Below are 18053 nucleotides of genomic sequence, written 5' to 3'. Positions count from 1 at the left end.
GCTCCCACTCCCAATTAATCTGATGAAATCAGCTGGGAATGTCCGTCAAAGAAGAGTTCCCTTCTTGCCTTATTTGCAACGCCATTGGACGAGCCCGGTTCCAGATAGGGCGGCCCCATCAGACCGCCTGACCGTTCTACCTGAGCCCAGTTACTTAAAACCTCTTGACGCTTCTCCACTTCCAAAATCAGCCGAAGCTGAGTCTCGATCAGGGCTCGGCTGGATGAAATACGCGCACCGTCCATTTTAGGTATCGCCCTCTCTCGCCGGCCACTCGCGTTGATCCATATCAAGGAGTCGCAAGCCGATGAAAGGCAGTAAAGCTTGAGGAGTGGCAATCGTCTTTGCAGAGGTGCGGCGATGCGGAGTTTTAAATGCTCATTGCTTGCGATCGTCATTCTGTTCGCCGGCCTCGGTTTAACTTCGGCACAAACGACTGCTGATAAATCTTCCCCTGAATTGCTGACGGCCGGGCAGCTCGAGTCCCTCGTGGCGCCGATCGCGCTTTATCCGGACGAGCTGTTAGCAAATGTGCTTGCCGCATCGACCTATCCGCTCGAGGTGGTGCAGGCCGATCGCTGGCTAAAGGAGCGCAAGAATTTGAAGGGTGATGCGCTGAAGTCCGAAGTCGAAAAGCAATCTTGGGATAACAGCGTCAAGGCGCTGGCATCGACCGCGGACGTCCTCGCCATGATGGGCGACAAGCTGGATTGGACCAAGAACCTTGGCGATGCCGTGCTCGCGCAGCAACCGGATGTGATGGACGCGATCCAGCGCTTGCGCACAAAGGCCTACGGCAACAAGAAGCTTGTGAGCACCAAGCAGCAGAAGGTCAGCGTGCAGACCCAGGAAAGCAAACGGGTGATTGTGGTCGAACAGGCCGATCCAAATACGGTCTATGTGCCTTACTACGATCCGGGCACGGTGTACGGGGATTGGCCTTACGCGGACTATCCGCCGTATTATTTCGGCTATCCAGGCTACATTGGCGCGGGCGTGATCGCGACCGGTATTGCCTTCGGAGCGGGCTGGGCCATCGGCCGCTGGGGCAATTACTGGGGCGGTGCCGCCAACTGGGGCAACCGCAACCTCTATGTGAATCACTACAACAAGATCAACAACATCGGAACCAGCTGGCAGCACAATCCGGCGCATCGTCAGGGCGTGCGCTACAACAACGCGAACGTTCAGCAGCGGTTCGGCAATAACAACCTGAAAGCAGGTGCTGCGGATCGCATGGATTTTCGCGGCAGGGGCGGAGAGCAGGTGCTTCGTCCCGGACAGGATCGTGCGGGCGCCGGGGACCGGGCTGGCGGTCGTACCGGCGCCGCGGATCGTGGTACACAACGGGCCGAGCGCTCGGGCAATCGCGGTGGCGACCGCGCCGGGGTTGATCGCGGCAATCGGCGTGGCGCGGCAGATCGAACCAGAGGCGGCGGTGATCGCGCGGGTGCCGCGGATCGTGCCAGCCGCGCCGGCAGCGCGGCGCGCGGTGGCGGCTTCAACGTGTCGTCAGGACGGGCGGCCAGTGCGGCATCGGCGCGCGGGCGGGCGAGCTTTGCTAGTGCCGCCGGCGGCGGTTTCCGGGGAGGTGGAGGCGGCGGTTTCCGCGGTGGTGGCCGCCGGTCCGACATTGCGCTCAAGCACGACGTCATGCTGCTCGGCCATCTCAATAATGGGCTCGGCTACTATCGCTTCAGTTATATTGGGAGCACCAAGGCCTATGTTGGTGTGATCGCTCAGGAAGTACAGGCCATCATGCCTGACGCAGTTACGCGCGGCAGTGACGGTTATCTCAGGGTCTACTACGACAAGCTCGGTCTGAAATTTCAGACATACCGGGCATGGCTGGCCGGCGGCGCAAGGATACCCGCGGAGGTAACGCCATGATCGATCGCAAATTGCTCACTCGTGCCGGCGCGGCCGCTCTCACAGCTCTGTTGATGACCACGGCGTCGCAGGCCCAGGAGTCCTTTTCCTCGCCCGAACTGGCTGCCGCCGCCCTCGCCGATGCGGTGAAGAGTGGATCGAATCGGGCCGTCCTGAAGGTGCTCGGCAGCGACGCCGACGACATCGTCGCATCCGGCGACGAGGTTGCCGATGCGGAGGTGCGGCAACGTTTTGCCGCCGCTTACGATGCCAGGCACTCGATCAAGCCAGAAGGAAACAGGAAAGCCACATTGATCGTCGGTAACGACGATTTTCCATTTCCGATTCCGCTGTACAATACCAGGGGCGGGTGGGAATTCGATACCAAGGCGGGCCGTCAGGAAATCCTCTATCGCCGCATCGGCCGAAACGAGCTCGACGCGATCCAGACCTGTCTCGCCTTCGTGGACGCTGAGAACGAATATGCCGAGAAGGATCACGGTCAAGGCGTCGGCGTTTACGCGCAACGGTTCGTCAGCAGTCCTGGCAAAAAGGACGGCCTGTTCTGGCGCGACGATCATGACCCCAGCCCGCTCGGTGAACTGGCGGCCAAGGCTTCGAGCGAGGGATACAAACTCGAAGGGAAGGGTGCGCCCTATCACGGCTACTACTATCGCATCCTGACGGCGCAAGGGCCGGACGCGCCGGGCGGCGCGCTGAGCTACGTGGCAACCGGAAAAATGATCGGCGGGTTTGCGCTGATCGCCTACCCGGCGGAGTATGGCAATTCCGGCGTCATGACCTTCATGGTCAACCACGCCGGCATCGTTTACCAGAAAGATCTTGGCAGATCGACCGCCCTCGAGGCCAAGCGCATAACGCTGTTCGATCCGGATCGGACGTGGAAGAAGGTGGATGCAGCGAAGCCTTGAGCGCGGCAAGATAGCGGGTATTCCGGCGAATCGAAAAATGAGCACCTTCCCTACCTGAGCAGATTGCGAAGGCGTGAGTGGATGTAGCGGTCGCAGCGGTGACATCCCTCCGCGATCGAAAATCATCTTGAGACAGATGTTGCGGCTGTCACAAGCTCTGCCGGATCGGCTTTCGAATTCGCGGGCGCCTGATCCTGCTTCGACTTCGCGATTGCGGCGCTTTCAAATCGCATGTGATAGACGTTGAGGTTCTCAATGACGCGCTGCACATAGTTGCGCGTTTCCGAAAACGGAATGCGCTCCACCCAATCGATCGTGTCCACGCTGGAATCGCGCGGGTCGCCATATAGCTTTATCCAGTCTCGTACGCGGCCCCGGCCAGCGTTGTAGCCGGCGAAGGTCATGAGGCTGTTGCCGGCATATTCCTTGAGCAATGCGCTGATTTCGGCCGCACCCATTTGCGTATTGTAAACGGGATCGGAGACCATCCGATCCCAATCATAGGTGACGCCGTACCGCCTCGCTGTATCGCGTCCAGCTTCCGGCGTGACCTGCATCAGGCCGACAGCGTTGGCCGACGACTTGTCCTTCTGATCAAACGCGCTCTCGGTGCGTACGACCGAATAGATGATGCTGCGTTCGATTGCCGGGCCGATCGGGCTGAATGGCGGAACTCCGACGATCGGGAAGGCGTAATCTCCGAACGCAAGCCCGCGGGCGAGCGCCAGCTTGCCGACCTGCAACATGGCACGGGCATCATTGTGGCGGCCGGCCAGCTCGGCGAGCGCGACCAGCACGGCCACGTCATTGCTGTGTGCGGCGAGGTCAGCGACAAAATGCACCACGAGGTCGCCCTCTCCAACCGTGTAAAGCATTTCGGCGGCTCGTACACGCGCATCGACACGCGCCATATCGTTAACCGGCTGAGGCGCCGGGAGCTCGATCTTGCCGAGGCCGAGCTTGGCGCGTGCAAGCTGTCCATAATACGCAGTCGGATACCGCGCGGCGGCCTCGTAGCCGGCGCGCATCGCATCTTTCTCCCCGAGGGCCTCCGCAACCCGGGCTCGCCAATAGTTCGCTCGTGCGAGCACGATCGGATCGACCGCACCGTCGTCTATATGTGCGAAATGCGCCCGCGCCGTCGCAGGATCGTTGCGGTAACGCAGGGCGATCCACCCGCACATGAAGTGGAAGTCCGCACGATAGTAGCTGCTGGCCGGCACTGCTGCATCGCGAACCACATGGTAGGCGGTCTCGAACTTGCCGAGATCGAGCAGCTTGCGCGCGAGACTGCGCCGCTCGCGCCACCATTCGTCGGTGTCCTGAAGCGCCATGGTTTCCGGCGCGGCGGCCAGCATCAGGCTGGTTGCCTCCTCGATCCGATCGTGATGCGCCATCCAGCGGATGCGGCAGAGTGTGTATCCGAGATCGCGGCGGGCTTCTGCCGCAACGTCGTTGAGCAGATCGAGGGCCTTGTCGGTGTTACCCGCAGCACAGGCTTTCACGATTGAAGCCTCGTCGCTGCCGAGTCGTTTTGCGGCGCGCCTGGCGCCCTCAAGGTCTTTGGCGCCGATCCGCTTGTCCATGCGCGCAAGATGGTCGTCGCGCGTGAGCAGGTCGCCGAACTGCGCGTACGCGTCTGCTTCGGTGCGCTCCGACAATTCGTCCGAACGCCAGGCCTGTCGGACCAGCCTTGCGGCTCCTTCGCGGTCGCCTTCGCCGAGCAGGACGCGGGCGAGTGCGAAACGACCTTTGGCGCTTATCGGGTGGTTACCGATGAAACTGCGAATGATAGTTGAGTTGCTGCGCTCCTGCCAGAGGGCCGCCTCCGCCCGCTTGCGCATGAGGTCCATGCCTGGCCAGTCCGGGCTGGCGGTGATGAATGCTGCATAGCGGTCGAAGTTCGCCCCGCAATCGGCATGGCGCAGGATGAACCACTCGACCAACTGTCGTGCCGCTGGATCGGCGATCGCTTTTTCGATGGCGGTTGCCTCGGATATCTTGGCTTTGCGCGTCAAGTCGATTGCATTCTTGATGGCAGCGAGATCGCCGGTTAGCGGAGGCGTATCCGCAACCGGGGAGGTCACGTCGTTGGACGTCGTCGTCTTGCTTCGCTCGGGCCGGACATGCTTTGCGTGTCTGTTTTTTTTGAGATTTGCACTATGGCGATGATGCGATCCGGCCGCTTCGTGCGACTTCTTGTCGTGATAAGCCCCGGGGCTGGCGCGTGCCGCGGCGTCAGTCGAGCAAAAAGCGAGCGCAGCCAAAGTCAGACAGCAAGACAGCGGACGCAAGTGTCGGTTCATCGCATCGTCCCCCTCGAATGCTCAGCGACCTCTCACCAACCGCGTACGCCTGTAAAGGCACCCATCCGCCCACCCTGCCCAGGGGCGAGCACGACGACGGTCGTACCCTGCTTCACCCTATCATACAAATCGATCACGTCCTCGTTGGTCATGCGTATGCAACCGGAAGATATGGCCCTACCGATATATTCAGGCTGGTTCGTGCCGTGGATCCGGTACAAGGTGTCTTTGTTGCCTTCGTAAAGATACAGGGCTCGCGCGCCGAGCGGATTTTCCGGACCTCCCGCAACGCGTCGCGGGTAGGGACCGAGACGCGCCTGAATTTCGGGGGTCGGGATCCAGTCTGGCCATTCGGCCATACGGCCGACGGTCGCGACGCCGGACCATGCCATCGCTTCCTCTCCGACGGCTACGCCGTAGCGGATCGCCTTACCTTGCGGCAGGACGTAATAAAGATAACGCGAGTCGGAATCGACCAGGATCGTTCCCGGCCTCTGCTTGTAGGGGAATTCGACAATGTGCCGACGATATTGCTCGGGGATGTTCGCCTGAGCGTACGGCGGGTTGGCCAATAACTGCCGATCTCTCTGAGTGAAGTTCTCGCTTGACGTCGGTGACAGCGTCGATTGCGCGCAACCGGCGATAACCAATCCCGACAGGCCCAGGAATAACCACGCCAGTGCGGATCTCGGCACCATCTGCCCCTCCAACGCGTGACTCGATTTAATTTGCTGCCGGAATGATGCAAAAATCAAGGCAGACGCTTGAGAATGTGCGCGAAGTCGCCCGTGATTAGCGGTGATCGACTTAGGGCTGGGGCGTCACGTCCGTTCGCGCTGGTGGATTGTTCAAGAGAGATCGCGCAACCTCGAAGACGGCCCATTTTCGACTCACTGCAACCAGATTCGAAGGGAAGGCTTCTCCATTGGGCGCAGAGACCGAGGCGCCGGACGATTTCGACACGTTCGAAAACGCGATGGCGCGTGATCGGCCCAGCACATTGGGCGTTGGTTTTGCGGGGGCTCACTCATATGGACGCGGTACCTCCCTGCCGATGGAAGCCCAGGTTCATGCGATCATCAGCAGGTTCGCGTGTCAAAATCCGAGGTTCCGGGGCGATATGCTGCTGGACGGTTTTCGCCGTTTCCTTGTTTGCCCCCGGGATCGTCCATGCCCAGTTTCCGTTTTGGCCTCAACACGGGTTCTGGTCTGGCCAATACGCGCCGCACAAACACCGTCACTCGCATCGGCACACAAGCGCTGAATTGGCCACGAACGTTGAGGCCGAAGCAAAGGGGCCGCTTCAGATCATCATCTCAATCCCAGACCAGCGGGTATCGCTTTATGAGAATGCCGCGCTGATTGCGCGCTCTTCGGTGTCGACGGGGACCCGGCATCATCCAACGCCCATCGGCGTTTTCAGCGTCATCGCCAAACAGCGTTGGCATCGTTCAAACATCTACAGCGGCGCCCCCATGCCGTACATGCAGCGCATCACCTGGTCAGGGATAGCGCTGCACGCAGGAGTCGTGCCGGGTTATCCGGCGTCACACGGCTGCATCCGTTTGACCAACGACTTTGCCATTCGTCTATGGCATCTCACAAAGCGCGGCACGCGCGTGATCATCGCGCCGGACGATGTCCAGCCGGTCGGGATAGCCGATCCGCATCTCTTCAAACGGAAGGTCCTACCGGCTTCTCCTGAAGCGCAGTTGGCGGATCCAGGCAGTGGCATCGCAGCATCCGCGGTCACGCATAGCGCATCGGATGCCGGAGTGCCGGAGACCGCCAGCAGTCAGCTCTTGAATCCGGCTTCCGCTTCGTCGGTGTCAGGGAAGATTGTTCCCATTTCCGTCTTCATCAGTCGCAGGTCGAGCAGGCTTTTCGTTCGTCGGGGCTTCTCTCCGTTGTTCGAAGTCCCGGTCAAAATTCAAGATCCGGAGGAGCCGATTGGCACACACGTGTTTACCGCAACCGAGAGCCAGAACGACGAAGCGGATATCAGCTGGATCGTCGTGTCGATGCCGCCCGATTTGCCTCACGAAATCGGTCACAGCGGCAAACCACGTGAGAAGTCGATAAGCCAAATGGTCGAGAGTTCTGTGTCGACGCCATCCGCCGCTCTCGAACGCATTGAAATCCCTCAGGACGCCATCGACCGGATCTCTGAATTACTGACGCCTGCCTCGTCGCTGATCATATCGGATGGCGGATTTAGTCATGAGACTGGAAAGGGCACGGACTTCATTGTTGAGATGCATTGAGGTGAGGCCGGTCGTTCTGACAATTCCTTGTTGGCGCTCGGGAATGAGCCACGATTTAACGCCACATCGGTGGTGAACTGTATTGTCAAGGCGGCCGCAACCGTGTCGAGCGGTTTCCGAGGGTCGGCAGATTGCCGCATAAACTGATGTCAGAGTTCCGCCAAGTCATGCTGTGGCGCCTTGCCTCGCTCCTCGCCGATGATACGTCCGTCTTCGATGCGAACGATCCGGTCCGCGAATCGCAGCATGCGCGGATCGTGGGTCACGATTAGAACCCCGCGCGACGATTGTCTGGCAATCTGTGCAAGCACTTCCATGACCGCCTCACCATTCTGACGGTCAAGCGCACTGGTCGGCTCGTCTGCAAGCAGTACCGACGGATTGCTGACGATGGCCCGTGCGATCGCGACCCGCTGCTGCTCTCCTCCGCTGAGTTCACGCGGAAGCGCTGCCGACTTGTGCGCAAGGCCGACCATCGCGAGGGCCTCCTTGGCTTTACCGATTGCCGGTGTGCCTCGCTCGCCCCGAACATCGAGTACAAGTTGAATGTTGTCGCGGACGTTCAGCGTTGGAAACAGATGAAAGGACTGGAAGATGAATCCGATGTTTTTGCGGCGGATCTCGGCAAGCTCTTCGGCTGCCAAACCTTGCGTCGATTGCCCCATCACGCGAACCGTTCCATCGGTTGGCGAGAGCATGCAGCCGAGCACGGATAACAGTGTGGTCTTGCCACTCCCGGATGGTCCCATGAGCAGCGTTAATTCCTTGCCCTGAAGCGCCAGGCTGACACCTTTGAGCGCCTTCACCTGTCCGGCGCCACTGCCTAGCACCTTCACGATATCGACTGCTTCGATGAGCGGTTGAATCATTGGGCGAATACCGTCACGGGATCTACCCGCATGACCTTGATGATGGAGGAAAAGCCGGACACAACGCACATGATTACTGTGAGCGCGAAAAGTCCGAACGTCAGCCCGGGAGTCATGACGACAGGCAATGCTGCATCGGCCGTCATCTTCGCCACGCCGGTGCTGATGGCAAGTGCGACGAGGAATCCGATGACGGCACTGATTACCGCCTGCAATGCGATGACCATCCGGAGATATGAGGCGGATGCTCCGATCGCGCGAAGTGTCGCGAACTCGTCAAGGTGGTCTTTGGTGCTGGCATAGAGCGTCTGCGCCACGATTACAGTTCCGGCGAGACTGGCGAGCAAGGCGCCGGCAAACAATGCGGCGCCGGCGCCGGTCCCAAACAACCAAAATGAGCGGCTGCGGCGGCTGAACTCGTCAGTCGTTAGCACGTCGACATCGGAAAGCTTGGCTCGGAGCTGAGCCTTGATCGCATCACGGTCCGCGGCCGGGGAAAGGCGCACGAGGAGAAAGGAGGCTTTTCCGGGCGGAATGCCGGTGTAGTTGCGTGCCCGATCAAGTGACGTGAACAGATAAGGCGTCGTGGTGAACGAGCGAATGCCATCGGTAACCGCCAGAATGCGCCCCCGCTGGCCGCCGATTTCCACGTGCGCGCCGTAGCTGATGGTCCCGAGGCGATCGGAATAGGAACGGTCGATGGCGACCGCGTCCGGGACGGACAGCGCGCGCACATCGCCTTCGATCAGGTTCCAGGGCCGCAATCCGGCAGTCCCGGCGCCTGACCCGACGATGAATACGGGCGTCTTGGTGCCGGTCGGCACACTCCACTGGGCAAAGCCGGTGACAACCGGCACGGCTTCCGTCACCCCGCCGACCGAGAGGGCGCGGAAACGCTGGTACTCGTCGATCAGCGCAGCATCTTCAAAAGAGTTCGCCGCCTGAGAGACGATCCAGAGATCGGCGGAGGCGTGCTGGATCATTGTGGTGATCATGCGCGCAAATCCGAGCAAAAGGCCCATCTGCACGGTGACCAGAATGATCGAGATCGCAATACCGATGATATTGCCGGCAAACCTCGGCCGATCCTGGAATAAATTGCGCGAGGCTAGTCTCAGAATCAACGGCATTTCGTTAGCGGCTCCGGCTGTCAAACGGCGACTTGCTCATTTCGCACTCACGGCGGTTCCAAGCCGACCGAAATAGACGTCGAGTTTCATGCCGACTGCGAGAGGGCCCGGCTCGTGCAGATCGATGAGAACCTCGGCTACGTCGACGTCGGTGAGATTGCGCTGACTTGAGCCGCCGAGCCGCCCGGACTGCACGATCGGTGCGACCGAGGTGACCGCGCCGGCAAATTCCCGGCCGCGGAATGCATCGGAGCGCACGACGGCCGGCTGCCCGACCCTGACAGCGCCGTAATCGTGTTCGTCGATCTCGGCGCGCACGCGTAGTGCGGAGACGTCGCCCAGCGCGACCAGGGGCTGTGGCGAACCGGGAGTTCCAAACTCGCCGACCTTTGCATTCAATTGCAGCACTGTCGCATCGATCGGCGAGCGGATGGTAAGGCGTTCGGATCCCGCTTCGGCGGCCTCCAGCTCAGCACGTGCGATATTGAGTTGGCCTTCAAGCTGTGTGGGCAAGGGCGTTGCCGGATCGGCCACGAGCGTGCGCAGGTCGGCCCTTGATTGGGTCAGCCGATCTTGCGCCTCTGCCAACGCTTTCCGGGCCGCTTCGAGGTCGATCTCTGATGCGGCGCTCTGTCGACGGGCAATCGCCGCCTTGTCTACCCTGGCGCGTGCAGAAATGACGGAGTCCGCAGCATCGGCGACTGCATCCTCGGCCTTGCGACGATCGGCCGCGCGGCCCGTAACCCGCTGCTCGTCGCGGGTCCGCTTGCGCACGGCTATCTGGGCCCGTGCGCTCGCCACATGAGCCCGCGCTTCGGCATCATCGAAGCTTATCAATGCCTCGCCGGCAAATACCTTGTCGGCAGGATTGACCAGGACAGCGCTGATGCGTCCCATCATCGGCGCTGAAATCTTGAACTCGCCCGTCCGCGGCTCGATTCGCCCCGGCGCAACAGCGTCCCAGCCTTGATGAATTATGGAAGCCTCGTTAGCGGTCGACGCGGTCGCAGCCGTACACGCCACGTCTTGAGTATCCCGCGGCAGCACGAATGTGCGGATCGCGATCCCGCCAATGAGAACCAATGCGATCAGAATGGCACTTACGTGTTTCGGCATCAGCGACGAGTTCCGTTATTCGCGTTGGAACGAACGTCAGGTGGTCCCTCTAGGGGCGGCTGACCGTCGGCGCCCGAGGTGGCGGAGTCCAGCCGACGACACCAACTCGCCAGGTCGAGGCGGCCTTCCAGTTCGACCTTGCTGCTGACGTAAGCCGCTTTGCGTCCGCAAGATATTGACGTGGATCAACGGGGTCGTGCGCGACTGCCGTAAGCAACCCTCAACTGGAACGCTTGCTGTGGCTTGCAGCGAGCTCATGATTTCCTAATCTTGAATGGTTAGGACCCACGCAGGCGCATTGCGATCGTGATCGCATTCCGATTGGAGAGGGCCATGGGAGTCGAGAACCGCTATCTGCGTCGAACGCTCTATATTATTCCACTCGCCGTGACGGCCGCACCGGCACTGATCACGCTGTTTGCGGCTTCGGATGTTGCGGCACAAGGAACGGCAGAGCAGCGTGCTGCGTGCGAGGATGAAGCCAGGTGGCTATGCAGCAATTACATACCGGACGCGGAGGCCATCAAAGGCTGCATGCTGCGGAATCTCGACCAGCTCACTCCGCGTTGCCGCGCGATGTTTGGCCACCGGCCAAAACGACAGACTAAACACATAAGACGCCACAAATAACCGCGTCGAAGCAGTGACTGTCGGAAGCGGCGACGCGGAGATGCTGATTCCGCGCCGCCACGGCGCAGCTTCGCAGAGTCAGGGCCGTCGTTTACGGCTTGTTGTCCAGCGTTGCCGAAAAGGTTCGTCCGTCGACATCGGTGAGCCGGATCGATCTGGCCTGGTTAGCGGCACCAGAAGCAGGCGAGGGCAGGGTCACCGTGGCGGCAGCGCCCATCGCAGCACGGATTCCGAAGGGACCGGATGCGAATTCGTTATAAGCGTAATCATTCGCGAAGGCGGTCTTTGGCAGCGCCGAAAGCGCGGCCGCATCATAATGCGCGACGGACCGGTTATTGGCATCGAGCAGATCGGCTGCGACGACATGCACCGGCGCTTCAGGCGTACCGCCGTCGAGATAGACGTGGAAGCGGACAGATCCGTCGGGTACCAATCCGGCCTTGCCGAGGGTGAGATGGTGCTTGGTCGGGCTGACCGGTCCGCCATGAAACGGGGTCATCACGGAGCCGCGATAGTAGCTGTAGGTGCCAATATCGAACAAGAGCACGAAGCCGAGCACCGCGAGCGCCAGATTGCGGAAGGCGATGTCCTTGATGGGTAGAGGCAGGCTACCGGACGTCCAGCGAAACCAGCGTCCTTCCGCCCGCGACGGATTGCGCCGGATCAAAACGTTGTCGATCGAGTAGGCGCCGCTGCCGCCGAGCAGCAAGGTCGCGCCCATCGCGAGGTTGGCGGCCGCCATGGTCCATTCATCGATGCAGGTTGCGCCTTGCCAGCCGAACATGGCCATCAGCAGCACGGAGAATCCCATCGATACCAGCGCGGCGGCGCGGGTGAAGACGCCCGCCATCAGCATCACGCCGACGATCAGTTCAGCAGCGCTGAATAGGATCACGCCCGCATAAAGCAGCCAGAAGTGCTGCAGCATGTAGCTGATAATGTGGTCGGTGCCGAACAGCGCTCCAGGCATCGCGGTCTGGAACTTGTTCGCCATCCAGGTGGGAGCCTCCGGATTGAGTTTCGAGGGTGCATAGATGAATCGTCGGGAGCCGCCGCCCCAGTAGATGAAGCCTTGAATGAAGCGGACCGACAGCAGGGCGAGCGCGGCCGTGCGCCAGGCGCGCTGCGCCTCCGTCAGCCCGATGGCATTATCGATCGATCGCACAAAATTTTCAGTAGACGTGAAAGACAGGGAGGACATGACTGCATTCTCCTTTAACCATCAATCGGCTGACGCAGCCTTGGTGAAGGGCTTGAATCCATAACGGGCGAAGATGGCGAGAGCCGTGGGCGAACGGATGAACGCGAGCCAGAGGCGCGCCGCTTGCGGATGCGGCGCGTCCTTGGCTTCCGCGCCGGCATAGACCGCGGTCGCGTTTTGCCTGGTTGGGATGTCGACGTGGCTGATCGGATTACCAATCCCTTCCTGAAAGACCGCTTCCGATTGCCAAGTCACGCCGGCTTGCGCGCGTCCCTGCATCAGGAAAAGCGGCGTCTGCCGATGATGGATATGAGTCAGAACCGTGCTGCCGTCGGCGACCTTTGTCTTGTACACGGCCGTTGCCAGGGCATCGCCGCCGGCCTTTTTCAGCGAGCTCTCGATCTGGTTAGCGACACCCTCGAACTCGGGATTCGGCATGGCCAGATGAAGGTCAGGCCGCGCCAGATCGAAGAGACCCTTGACATGGCCCGGATTGCCGGCTGGTACCATGATGGTCAACGTGTTGGTGACGTAAGGAACAGGCGGCCCGGCCAGCACGCCCTGATCGATCAGACCTTGAACCTTGTTGAGACCGGCGAAATAGGCGTCCGGCTTCACCGTCCAGGTCATATTGCCCGAGGTAACGGTACCGCCGGCCTCGATCTGCTTGACCAAAAGTCCGGGCGGAATGGTCTCCCAGTAAATCCTGCCTTTGAACTCGGGATGCTGTTGTTCAAAGGCCGCTGTCAGCGGCGCCATGGCGAAGAAGTAGTTGCCGCCGACATAGAGCACGAGCTTCGGGTCGGACAGGTTGCCGTGGAAGTCGGCAAGATTGTCGATCTCAGGAACCGTGAATGAGAGCCCACGGTCCCGCGCGTCGTTGTTCGCTCCGTGCTGCCAGGGTGGAAAAATCGAATCGTGCGGAATTGGATCGGCAGCCCGTGTGGCGATCGGCAGAAGGACGATAGCAGCCAGGACGGCAGCGCTAGAGAGCCTGCGCATGTGAGCCCCTTACGCCGCGTAGTGAAAGCCGGCCTGCTGCAACTCCGGAATCGTTGCAACGATCCCGGGGGTCAGCACCACGCCGTCGAGGAGGTGGTTGGTGAGCTCGGCGGCCACTGCCTCATGGGAGGCGTGATCCGGATTCTTGCCGGAGGCGATGAGCTTCGCCGTCAGTTCCCAGATCGCATTATGACACGCAAGGAATACGACGCCGCGTTCCTGTAGCGCAGGGATTGTGGCGCCGTCCGGACCGAACACGCTCTTGGGATTCTCAACGTGAGCAAAATCGGCTGGCGCCGGCTTTGGCATCGCCAGCGTGTTGGTCTTGAACTTGGTACCTGCAAGCGTTGCAATCTCGTACTTGTCCCACATCGCCTGATCGAGCAACGCGAGATGTGCAGTACCGTGTGTGGCGGACACCGCCAGAAAATCCTCGTGCCGGAAGGAGAATATCTGCGCATTGATCGAATTGCGCATGAGGTTGAGCCAAGGACCCTCAAGTTTTGTGGCGTCCCACACCTGCTTGCGTGTGCCGCGATAGGCGATAACTTCCTTGAGTGCTTCGTCATCCCAGAACTCAGGGTTTTGGAGAATCATGGGCACGGTCTTGAAATCGCGTCGGCGAGGCGCGCGGCCGAGCCGCCGCATCAGCTCCGGGAGCTCGCGTGCGCCGGGCGATATAATTAGGGTGCCGGCGCGTGAGGGGTCTGCGGCAAGCGCGGCGGTGCCGACCGCGAACGATCCGAAACCGAGCAAAGCGATACGCCGTGAGTTGTTGATCGTCATGCTATCTCTCCTTACGTCGGGTACCGCGGAAATCCATGGCTCATTCCCAAAGAGGTCGGCTCATAAGGTAGGCCTCGCCGAGGCGGCGCTCCAAACGAATTTTCAGATCGATTTGATCGCTCGTTGTGATGAACCAAGACTTGACCTCTGACCCAGGGGGTAGCTGTCTCTTGATGAATTCGCGAAGCATGCAATGTCGGACGGCGCATGACCCGCCCGGCTTCTTGAACGCCGGATCACGCCCCGTCGTGGCTCGCTTTTGAAGTCCGAAGCGTGGGCCGCCCCGATAGTTTTGAGGATGAACAAGGACGGGTTTGTGGGTGAATTACCGTTCGCTCAGCTCCAAGCTGTCAATGACGGGGCTGCCTACGAAGCGAGCTCGAATGCACGCGTTCGTGTGGCGCCTGACGGTAGCGAATTCTTAACGATAATTTCTTTCCGCGGCGGCGCGCAGGGCTGCAAAACCCTTTAAACACGGTTGGGACGGTACGCTTGTTTGCGATTATAGTTTCCCCCGAGCGATCAAGCGTTTGATGTCCGCGCACGAACGACCCGCTGTGGAAAGTTCCGACGTTCTTCTGGCCGCACTCGATCGGGCCAATGATGCCGTTGTGGTCCTGGATCAGGATCGTCAGGTCCGTCATTTCAACGCAGCGGCGGAACGGATTTGGGGCATAGCCCGGAGCGAAATTCTCGGCCGACCCGCCGACACGCTCGGTCTCAAGGATATCGAGGAAGACCGCAGAACTGAATTCACGATCACGCGCCCGGACGGCGGCCGTCTGCGCGCCGTACTGACGCTCTCACATGTCATCCTCTCCGACGGCGCGCTACGCAGGATTGCGCTCGTGCGGGACATTACGCCTGACCTGGAGCTGCGCGAGCGACTGGCGCTGCATGTGATGATTGCCAACGGAACCAACCGTGCGGTGATCATCGTCGACCGCAGCATGAAGGTCGTCTACGTGAATGCCACGTTCGTTGGCATGTTTGGTCACTGCATCGAGCGCGCCGAAGGCCGGCAGATTGTCGAACTGCTCGCTGGACCGCACACCGATCGCTCCATGCTGAGGCGGTTGCAACGCTGTGTCGGGCGCGAAAGCGGCATGGACGAGGAAGTTCTCGCCTATGACGTTAACGGCGACGAGATCTGGCTCGGTGCCCACGTCAAAGCGTTCCGTAACGCCCGCGGCAAGGTCAAGTACATCGTCGCGCTCCTGGACGATATCACCGAAAGTCGGCAATTGTGGTCGTTGCAGCAATTGATCATGACGGCGCTCGCCGACGAAATTCCAATTACGGAAATCGCCGACCGGCTTTGCCGTCGGGTCGAGGAAATTGCGCCCGACGTCGTTTCCTCGCTGCTCCATATCGACGCCGAGGGATTGGTTCACCCGCTGGGGGCCCCGAGCCTTCCTGATGATTATTCCCGAGCCCTGGACGGGGTTGCGATCGGACCGGAGGTCGGCTCCTGCGGATCGGCGGCCTACCATGGCAAGGCGGTGCTTGCCACGGATATCGACAGCGATCCGCGCTGGCAGTCTTACAAGAGGAGGCCGCTGGAAGTTGGCTTGCGCGCGTGCTGGTCCTCGCCGATCAAGGCCAAGGACGGTCGGGTGATCGGAACCTTCGCCTTCTATTTCAGGGAATGCCGCGCACCCTCGCGCTGGCACGAAAGGATCGTCCAGGCCTGCATTCACCTTGGCGCGCTCGCAATTGAGCGCAAGGAGGCGCGTGCCCAGATCGCGCAGCTCGCCTACTATGACACTTTGACCGGACTGCCGAACCGGGCGCGCTTGCGGTATCTGATTTCAGAGATGATCGCTTCGGTATCCGATGGGAAAAGCGTCGCTTTGACTTTCCTCGACATCGATAATTTCAAGGACATCAACGATTCACTGGGGCATTCCGCCGGCGACGAAATGCTGGCGGAGTTCGCGCAGAGGCTGCGAACGCAGGTCCAGCAGGGTGGCGTGCTGGGGCGTCTCGGCGGCGACGAATTCGTGATGTTGCTGCCGGATTGCGATGCTTCGGGAGCATCACTGGTGGCTTCCAGGATCATGGAAGCGCTCGCGGCGCCGCTCAAGATCGGAGCGAGGCAAGTGCCCGTTTCGGTCAGCATGGGCATCAGCATCTATCCGGACAACGCGAGCGACCTGGACACTTTGATACAGCAGGCCGATGCGGCCATGTACAAGGCAAAACAGGCGGGCCGCGCCACCTATCGCTTCTTCAGCCGGGACATGAACCGGCTTGCCGAGCAGCGGCTCGCCTACAGCGCGGCATTGCGTGCCGCGCTCGCCGATGGCGGTCTTACGCTGCATTATCAGCCGCAGATCAGGACGAGCGACGGCGCTTTGCATGGCGTCGAGGCGCTGGCGCGCTGGCGTGATCCGGTCCTTGGAGAGGTTCCGCCGGCCAAATTCATTCCGCTTGCCGAGGAATGCGGGCTGATCGAGCAGATCGGATTGTGGACTATCCGCGAGGCCTGCCGGCAAATGGCGCAATGGCGTGACGCCGGCCTCGACATACCCTGTGTTTCCGTCAATCTTTCTCCGATCAATTTTCAGCATGCGGGCCTGGCTTCCGTAGTCGCAGAAGTCCTCACCGCGTATCACCTGGCCCCGGAAATGCTGATGCTCGAGGTCACGGAAAACGTGTTCCTGAACGAGCGCTCGGTGGCGGTCGAGACAATGAGTGCCATCCGCAAGCTCGGAGCTGGACTGTCGCTCGACGATTTCGGCACGGGCTATTCAAGCCTGAACCGGCTCGCTCATCTGCCCATTCGTGAATTGAAGATCGACCGCAGCTTCATGCGCGACGTCGAGAGCGATCCTACGGCACGGGCCATTGTGACCACCGTGGTGCGCGTCGGGCAGAGCCTGCAACTCACCGTCGTGGCCGAGGGCGTTGAAACCGAAGGGCAGCGGAATCTGCTGTCCGAACTTGGGTGCGACGTGATCCAAGGGTTTCTCTACGCGTCCGCGCTGTCGCCATCCGCCTTCGGGCGCTGGTTGCTCGAACACAGTGCCAACCGGGCGAGCGCCATGTTGCGGAGTGTCGGCCGGTCGCTTTCCGCCCGGCGCTCCGGCCCTGCTCGGAGGCCCGATCTGCTGGATCCGTCGGCGGTGATTTAGTCGTTTCTGTCGGGCCAAACCTTCTCAAATCGCATTTCTTCAAGGTGGTTGACACCTGCAGCTGGGATTAACCCGAACTCAGTAAGATCGTCGACGACCGCCAGCGCCCCCGAGAAATCATCATCGCGAAAGTATTCGCTGCGGTTGATCAACGTCGGAATTCCGGCAGCGATCGCCGCTTTCAGGCCGTTGGCCGAGTCTTCTATGGCAAGGCAGTCGCTCGCACGCTGTTTAAGCCTGGCCAACACTTCGAGATAGACGTCGGGCGCCGGCTTCTTGCGTTCAACATCGTCTCCGGCGACGACGGCGGTAAACAGGCTGCGCCAGTTTTGGTCCAGTGCGACCGACAACAGATCGTCAATATTGCTTGATGTTGTCGTGGTCGCGATCGCGAGCGCCTGGCCGCGCGCGCGGGCATTGCGGATCAGGCTCGCGATGCCGGGACGCAGCCGGCAGGTGTGCTGGGCGATCAGCCTGCCATAGTGCCGTGTCTTGCGTTGGTGCAAGGCGATGACTACCGAATCGGACAAGCAGACCCTCGGAAATCGCGACCGGGCGAAGGCCCGAATTCGCTCCTTGCCGCCGGTGGTTCGCAAGAGTTTCTTGTAGGTCCGGTAGTCCCAATACCAGTCAAGGCCGGCTTCGATGAAAGCCGCATTGAAGGCGCGGCGATGAATGCCCTCGGTCTCGGCAAGCGTGCCGTCGACATCGAAGACCAGCGCGGCCGCCTGGACGATCCTATCTTCCAGGCGGCGCGGCCGAAGCAGTACTGATAGTGTCTCGACGTTCATGGATCGATCCTCTCCTCGTT

15 protein-coding genes are annotated in these 18053 nt (G+C 60.8%); 5 read left to right on the top strand and 10 right to left on the bottom strand.

Annotated elements, in window-relative coordinates; all coding sequences use genetic code 11:
- Window positions 1-14 precede the first annotated feature (14 nt).
- Window positions 15-398: a hypothetical protein gene (locus NEZ08_RS14590; protein ID WP_298108037.1), complete on the bottom strand. Its 384-nt coding sequence runs from the start codon at window positions 396-398 to the stop codon at window positions 15-17.
- Here NEZ08_RS14590 and NEZ08_RS14585 point away from each other — a divergent pair.
- Together NEZ08_RS14585 and NEZ08_RS14580 are read left to right on the top strand one after the other, a co-directional pair.
- Window positions 361-1890 carry a DUF3300 domain-containing protein gene (locus NEZ08_RS14585; RefSeq protein ID WP_298107986.1) on the top strand — a complete coding sequence of 510 codons (1530 nt, stop codon included), beginning with the start codon at window positions 361-363 and terminating at the stop codon, window positions 1888-1890. The genes NEZ08_RS14590 and NEZ08_RS14585 overlap by 38 nt on opposite strands.
- The gene (locus NEZ08_RS14580; RefSeq protein ID WP_298107983.1) at window positions 1887-2801 is read left to right on the top strand and encodes a DUF2950 domain-containing protein; all 915 of its coding nucleotides are present in this window, start codon (window positions 1887-1889) and stop codon (window positions 2799-2801) included. The genes NEZ08_RS14585 and NEZ08_RS14580 overlap by 4 nt, the downstream gene beginning before the upstream one ends.
- 122 nt (window positions 2802-2923) lie before the next feature.
- On the opposite strand, the gene NEZ08_RS14575 is transcribed toward NEZ08_RS14580, so the two are convergent.
- Window positions 2924-5107, bottom strand: coding sequence for a lytic transglycosylase domain-containing protein (locus NEZ08_RS14575; protein WP_298107980.1), 2184 nt, complete (start codon window positions 5105-5107; stop codon window positions 2924-2926).
- A 32-nt stretch (window positions 5108-5139) separates the two neighbouring features.
- A complete protein-coding gene (locus NEZ08_RS14570; protein ID WP_298107978.1) occupies window positions 5140-5805 on the bottom strand; it encodes a L,D-transpeptidase in 666 nt (221 codons plus the stop codon).
- A 567-nt stretch (window positions 5806-6372) separates the two neighbouring features.
- Between NEZ08_RS14570 and NEZ08_RS14565 the strand changes: the two genes are divergently transcribed.
- Complete coding sequence (locus tag NEZ08_RS14565; RefSeq protein WP_298107976.1) at window positions 6373-7371, top strand: L,D-transpeptidase; 999 nt, start codon at window positions 6373-6375, stop codon at window positions 7369-7371.
- Window positions 7372-7520: 149 nt separating this feature from the next.
- On the opposite strand, the gene NEZ08_RS14560 is transcribed toward NEZ08_RS14565, so the two are convergent.
- The 3 genes from NEZ08_RS14560 to NEZ08_RS14550 are packed head-to-tail and all read right to left on the bottom strand — an operon-like array spanning window position 7521 to window position 10486.
- The gene (locus NEZ08_RS14560; protein ID WP_298107973.1) at window positions 7521-8240 is read right to left on the bottom strand and encodes an ABC transporter ATP-binding protein; all 720 of its coding nucleotides are present in this window, start codon (window positions 8238-8240) and stop codon (window positions 7521-7523) included.
- A complete protein-coding gene (locus NEZ08_RS14555) occupies window positions 8237-9370 on the bottom strand; it encodes an ABC transporter permease (protein ID WP_298107971.1) in 1134 nt (377 codons plus the stop codon). The genes NEZ08_RS14560 and NEZ08_RS14555 overlap by 4 nt, the downstream gene beginning before the upstream one ends.
- A 36-nt stretch (window positions 9371-9406) precedes the next feature.
- Window positions 9407-10486: an efflux RND transporter periplasmic adaptor subunit gene (locus NEZ08_RS14550; RefSeq protein WP_298107968.1), complete on the bottom strand. Its 1080-nt coding sequence runs from the start codon at window positions 10484-10486 to the stop codon at window positions 9407-9409.
- Between the two features lie 333 nt (window positions 10487-10819).
- On the opposite strand from NEZ08_RS14550, the gene NEZ08_RS14545 reads away from it, so the two are divergent.
- Complete coding sequence (locus tag NEZ08_RS14545) at window positions 10820-11116, top strand: hypothetical protein (protein ID WP_298107966.1); 297 nt, start codon at window positions 10820-10822, stop codon at window positions 11114-11116.
- A 91-nt stretch (window positions 11117-11207) separates the two neighbouring features.
- Here NEZ08_RS14545 and NEZ08_RS14540 read toward each other — a convergent pair whose 3' ends face one another.
- Genes NEZ08_RS14540 through NEZ08_RS14530 form a run of 3 tightly spaced genes read right to left on the bottom strand, consistent with a single transcriptional unit; the run spans window position 11208 to window position 14105 of the window.
- A complete protein-coding gene (locus tag NEZ08_RS14540; RefSeq protein ID WP_298107963.1) occupies window positions 11208-12317 on the bottom strand; it encodes a TQO small subunit DoxD in 1110 nt (369 codons plus the stop codon).
- 21 nt (window positions 12318-12338) lie between these two features.
- The gene (locus tag NEZ08_RS14535) at window positions 12339-13319 is read right to left on the bottom strand and encodes a substrate-binding domain-containing protein (protein ID WP_298107960.1); all 981 of its coding nucleotides are present in this window, start codon (window positions 13317-13319) and stop codon (window positions 12339-12341) included.
- Window positions 13320-13328: 9 nt separating this feature from the next.
- A complete protein-coding gene (locus NEZ08_RS14530) occupies window positions 13329-14105 on the bottom strand; it encodes a transcriptional initiation protein Tat (RefSeq protein ID WP_298107957.1) in 777 nt (258 codons plus the stop codon).
- A gap of 533 nt (window positions 14106-14638) precedes the next feature.
- Between NEZ08_RS14530 and NEZ08_RS14525 the strand changes: the two genes are divergently transcribed.
- Window positions 14639-17242 (top strand): EAL domain-containing protein, encoded by a 2604-nt coding sequence (locus NEZ08_RS14525; RefSeq protein WP_298107954.1) that lies wholly within the window; start codon window positions 14639-14641, stop codon window positions 17240-17242.
- On the opposite strand, the gene NEZ08_RS14520 is transcribed toward NEZ08_RS14525, so the two are convergent.
- Window positions 17239-18033, bottom strand: coding sequence for an HAD-IA family hydrolase (locus NEZ08_RS14520; protein ID WP_298107951.1), 795 nt, complete (start codon window positions 18031-18033; stop codon window positions 17239-17241). The two genes, NEZ08_RS14525 and NEZ08_RS14520, sit on opposite strands and share 4 nt — an antisense overlap.
- Window positions 18034-18053 lie beyond the last annotated feature (20 nt).

Origin of the sequence: Bradyrhizobium sp. (assembly GCF_027451485.1) — a bacterium.
Taxonomy (GTDB): domain Bacteria; phylum Pseudomonadota; class Alphaproteobacteria; order Rhizobiales; family Xanthobacteraceae; genus Bradyrhizobium.
The sequence above is the reverse complement of the archived record's forward strand: the minus strand, read 5'-3'. Positions and strand labels throughout refer to the sequence as shown.

Excerpts from the sequence above, each read along its gene's own strand:
- NEZ08_RS14585 (WP_298107986.1), top strand. The coding sequence starts at position 361 with ATGCGGAGTTTTAAATGCTCATTGCTTGCGATCGTCATTCTGTTCGCC.
- NEZ08_RS14550 (WP_298107968.1), bottom strand. The coding sequence starts at position 10,486 with ATGCCGAAACACGTAAGTGCCATTCTGATCGCATTGGTTCTCATTGGC.
- NEZ08_RS14525 (WP_298107954.1), top strand. The coding sequence starts at position 14,639 with ATGTCCGCGCACGAACGACCCGCTGTGGAAAGTTCCGACGTTCTTCTG.
- NEZ08_RS14570 (WP_298107978.1), bottom strand. The coding sequence starts at position 5,805 with ATGGTGCCGAGATCCGCACTGGCGTGGTTATTCCTGGGCCTGTCGGGA.
- NEZ08_RS14580 (WP_298107983.1), top strand. The coding sequence starts at position 1,887 with ATGATCGATCGCAAATTGCTCACTCGTGCCGGCGCGGCCGCTCTCACA.
- NEZ08_RS14545 (WP_298107966.1), top strand. The coding sequence starts at position 10,820 with ATGGGAGTCGAGAACCGCTATCTGCGTCGAACGCTCTATATTATTCCA.
- NEZ08_RS14535 (WP_298107960.1), bottom strand. The coding sequence starts at position 13,319 with ATGCGCAGGCTCTCTAGCGCTGCCGTCCTGGCTGCTATCGTCCTTCTG.
- NEZ08_RS14520 (WP_298107951.1), bottom strand. The coding sequence starts at position 18,033 with ATGAACGTCGAGACACTATCAGTACTGCTTCGGCCGCGCCGCCTGGAA.
- NEZ08_RS14555 (WP_298107971.1), bottom strand. The coding sequence starts at position 9,370 with ATGCCGTTGATTCTGAGACTAGCCTCGCGCAATTTATTCCAGGATCGG.
- NEZ08_RS14540 (WP_298107963.1), bottom strand. The coding sequence starts at position 12,317 with ATGTCCTCCCTGTCTTTCACGTCTACTGAAAATTTTGTGCGATCGATC.
- NEZ08_RS14530 (WP_298107957.1), bottom strand. The coding sequence starts at position 14,105 with ATGACGATCAACAACTCACGGCGTATCGCTTTGCTCGGTTTCGGATCG.
- NEZ08_RS14575 (WP_298107980.1), bottom strand. The coding sequence starts at position 5,107 with ATGAACCGACACTTGCGTCCGCTGTCTTGCTGTCTGACTTTGGCTGCG.
- NEZ08_RS14590 (WP_298108037.1), bottom strand. The coding sequence starts at position 398 with ATGACGATCGCAAGCAATGAGCATTTAAAACTCCGCATCGCCGCACCT.
- NEZ08_RS14560 (WP_298107973.1), bottom strand. The coding sequence starts at position 8,240 with ATGATTCAACCGCTCATCGAAGCAGTCGATATCGTGAAGGTGCTAGGC.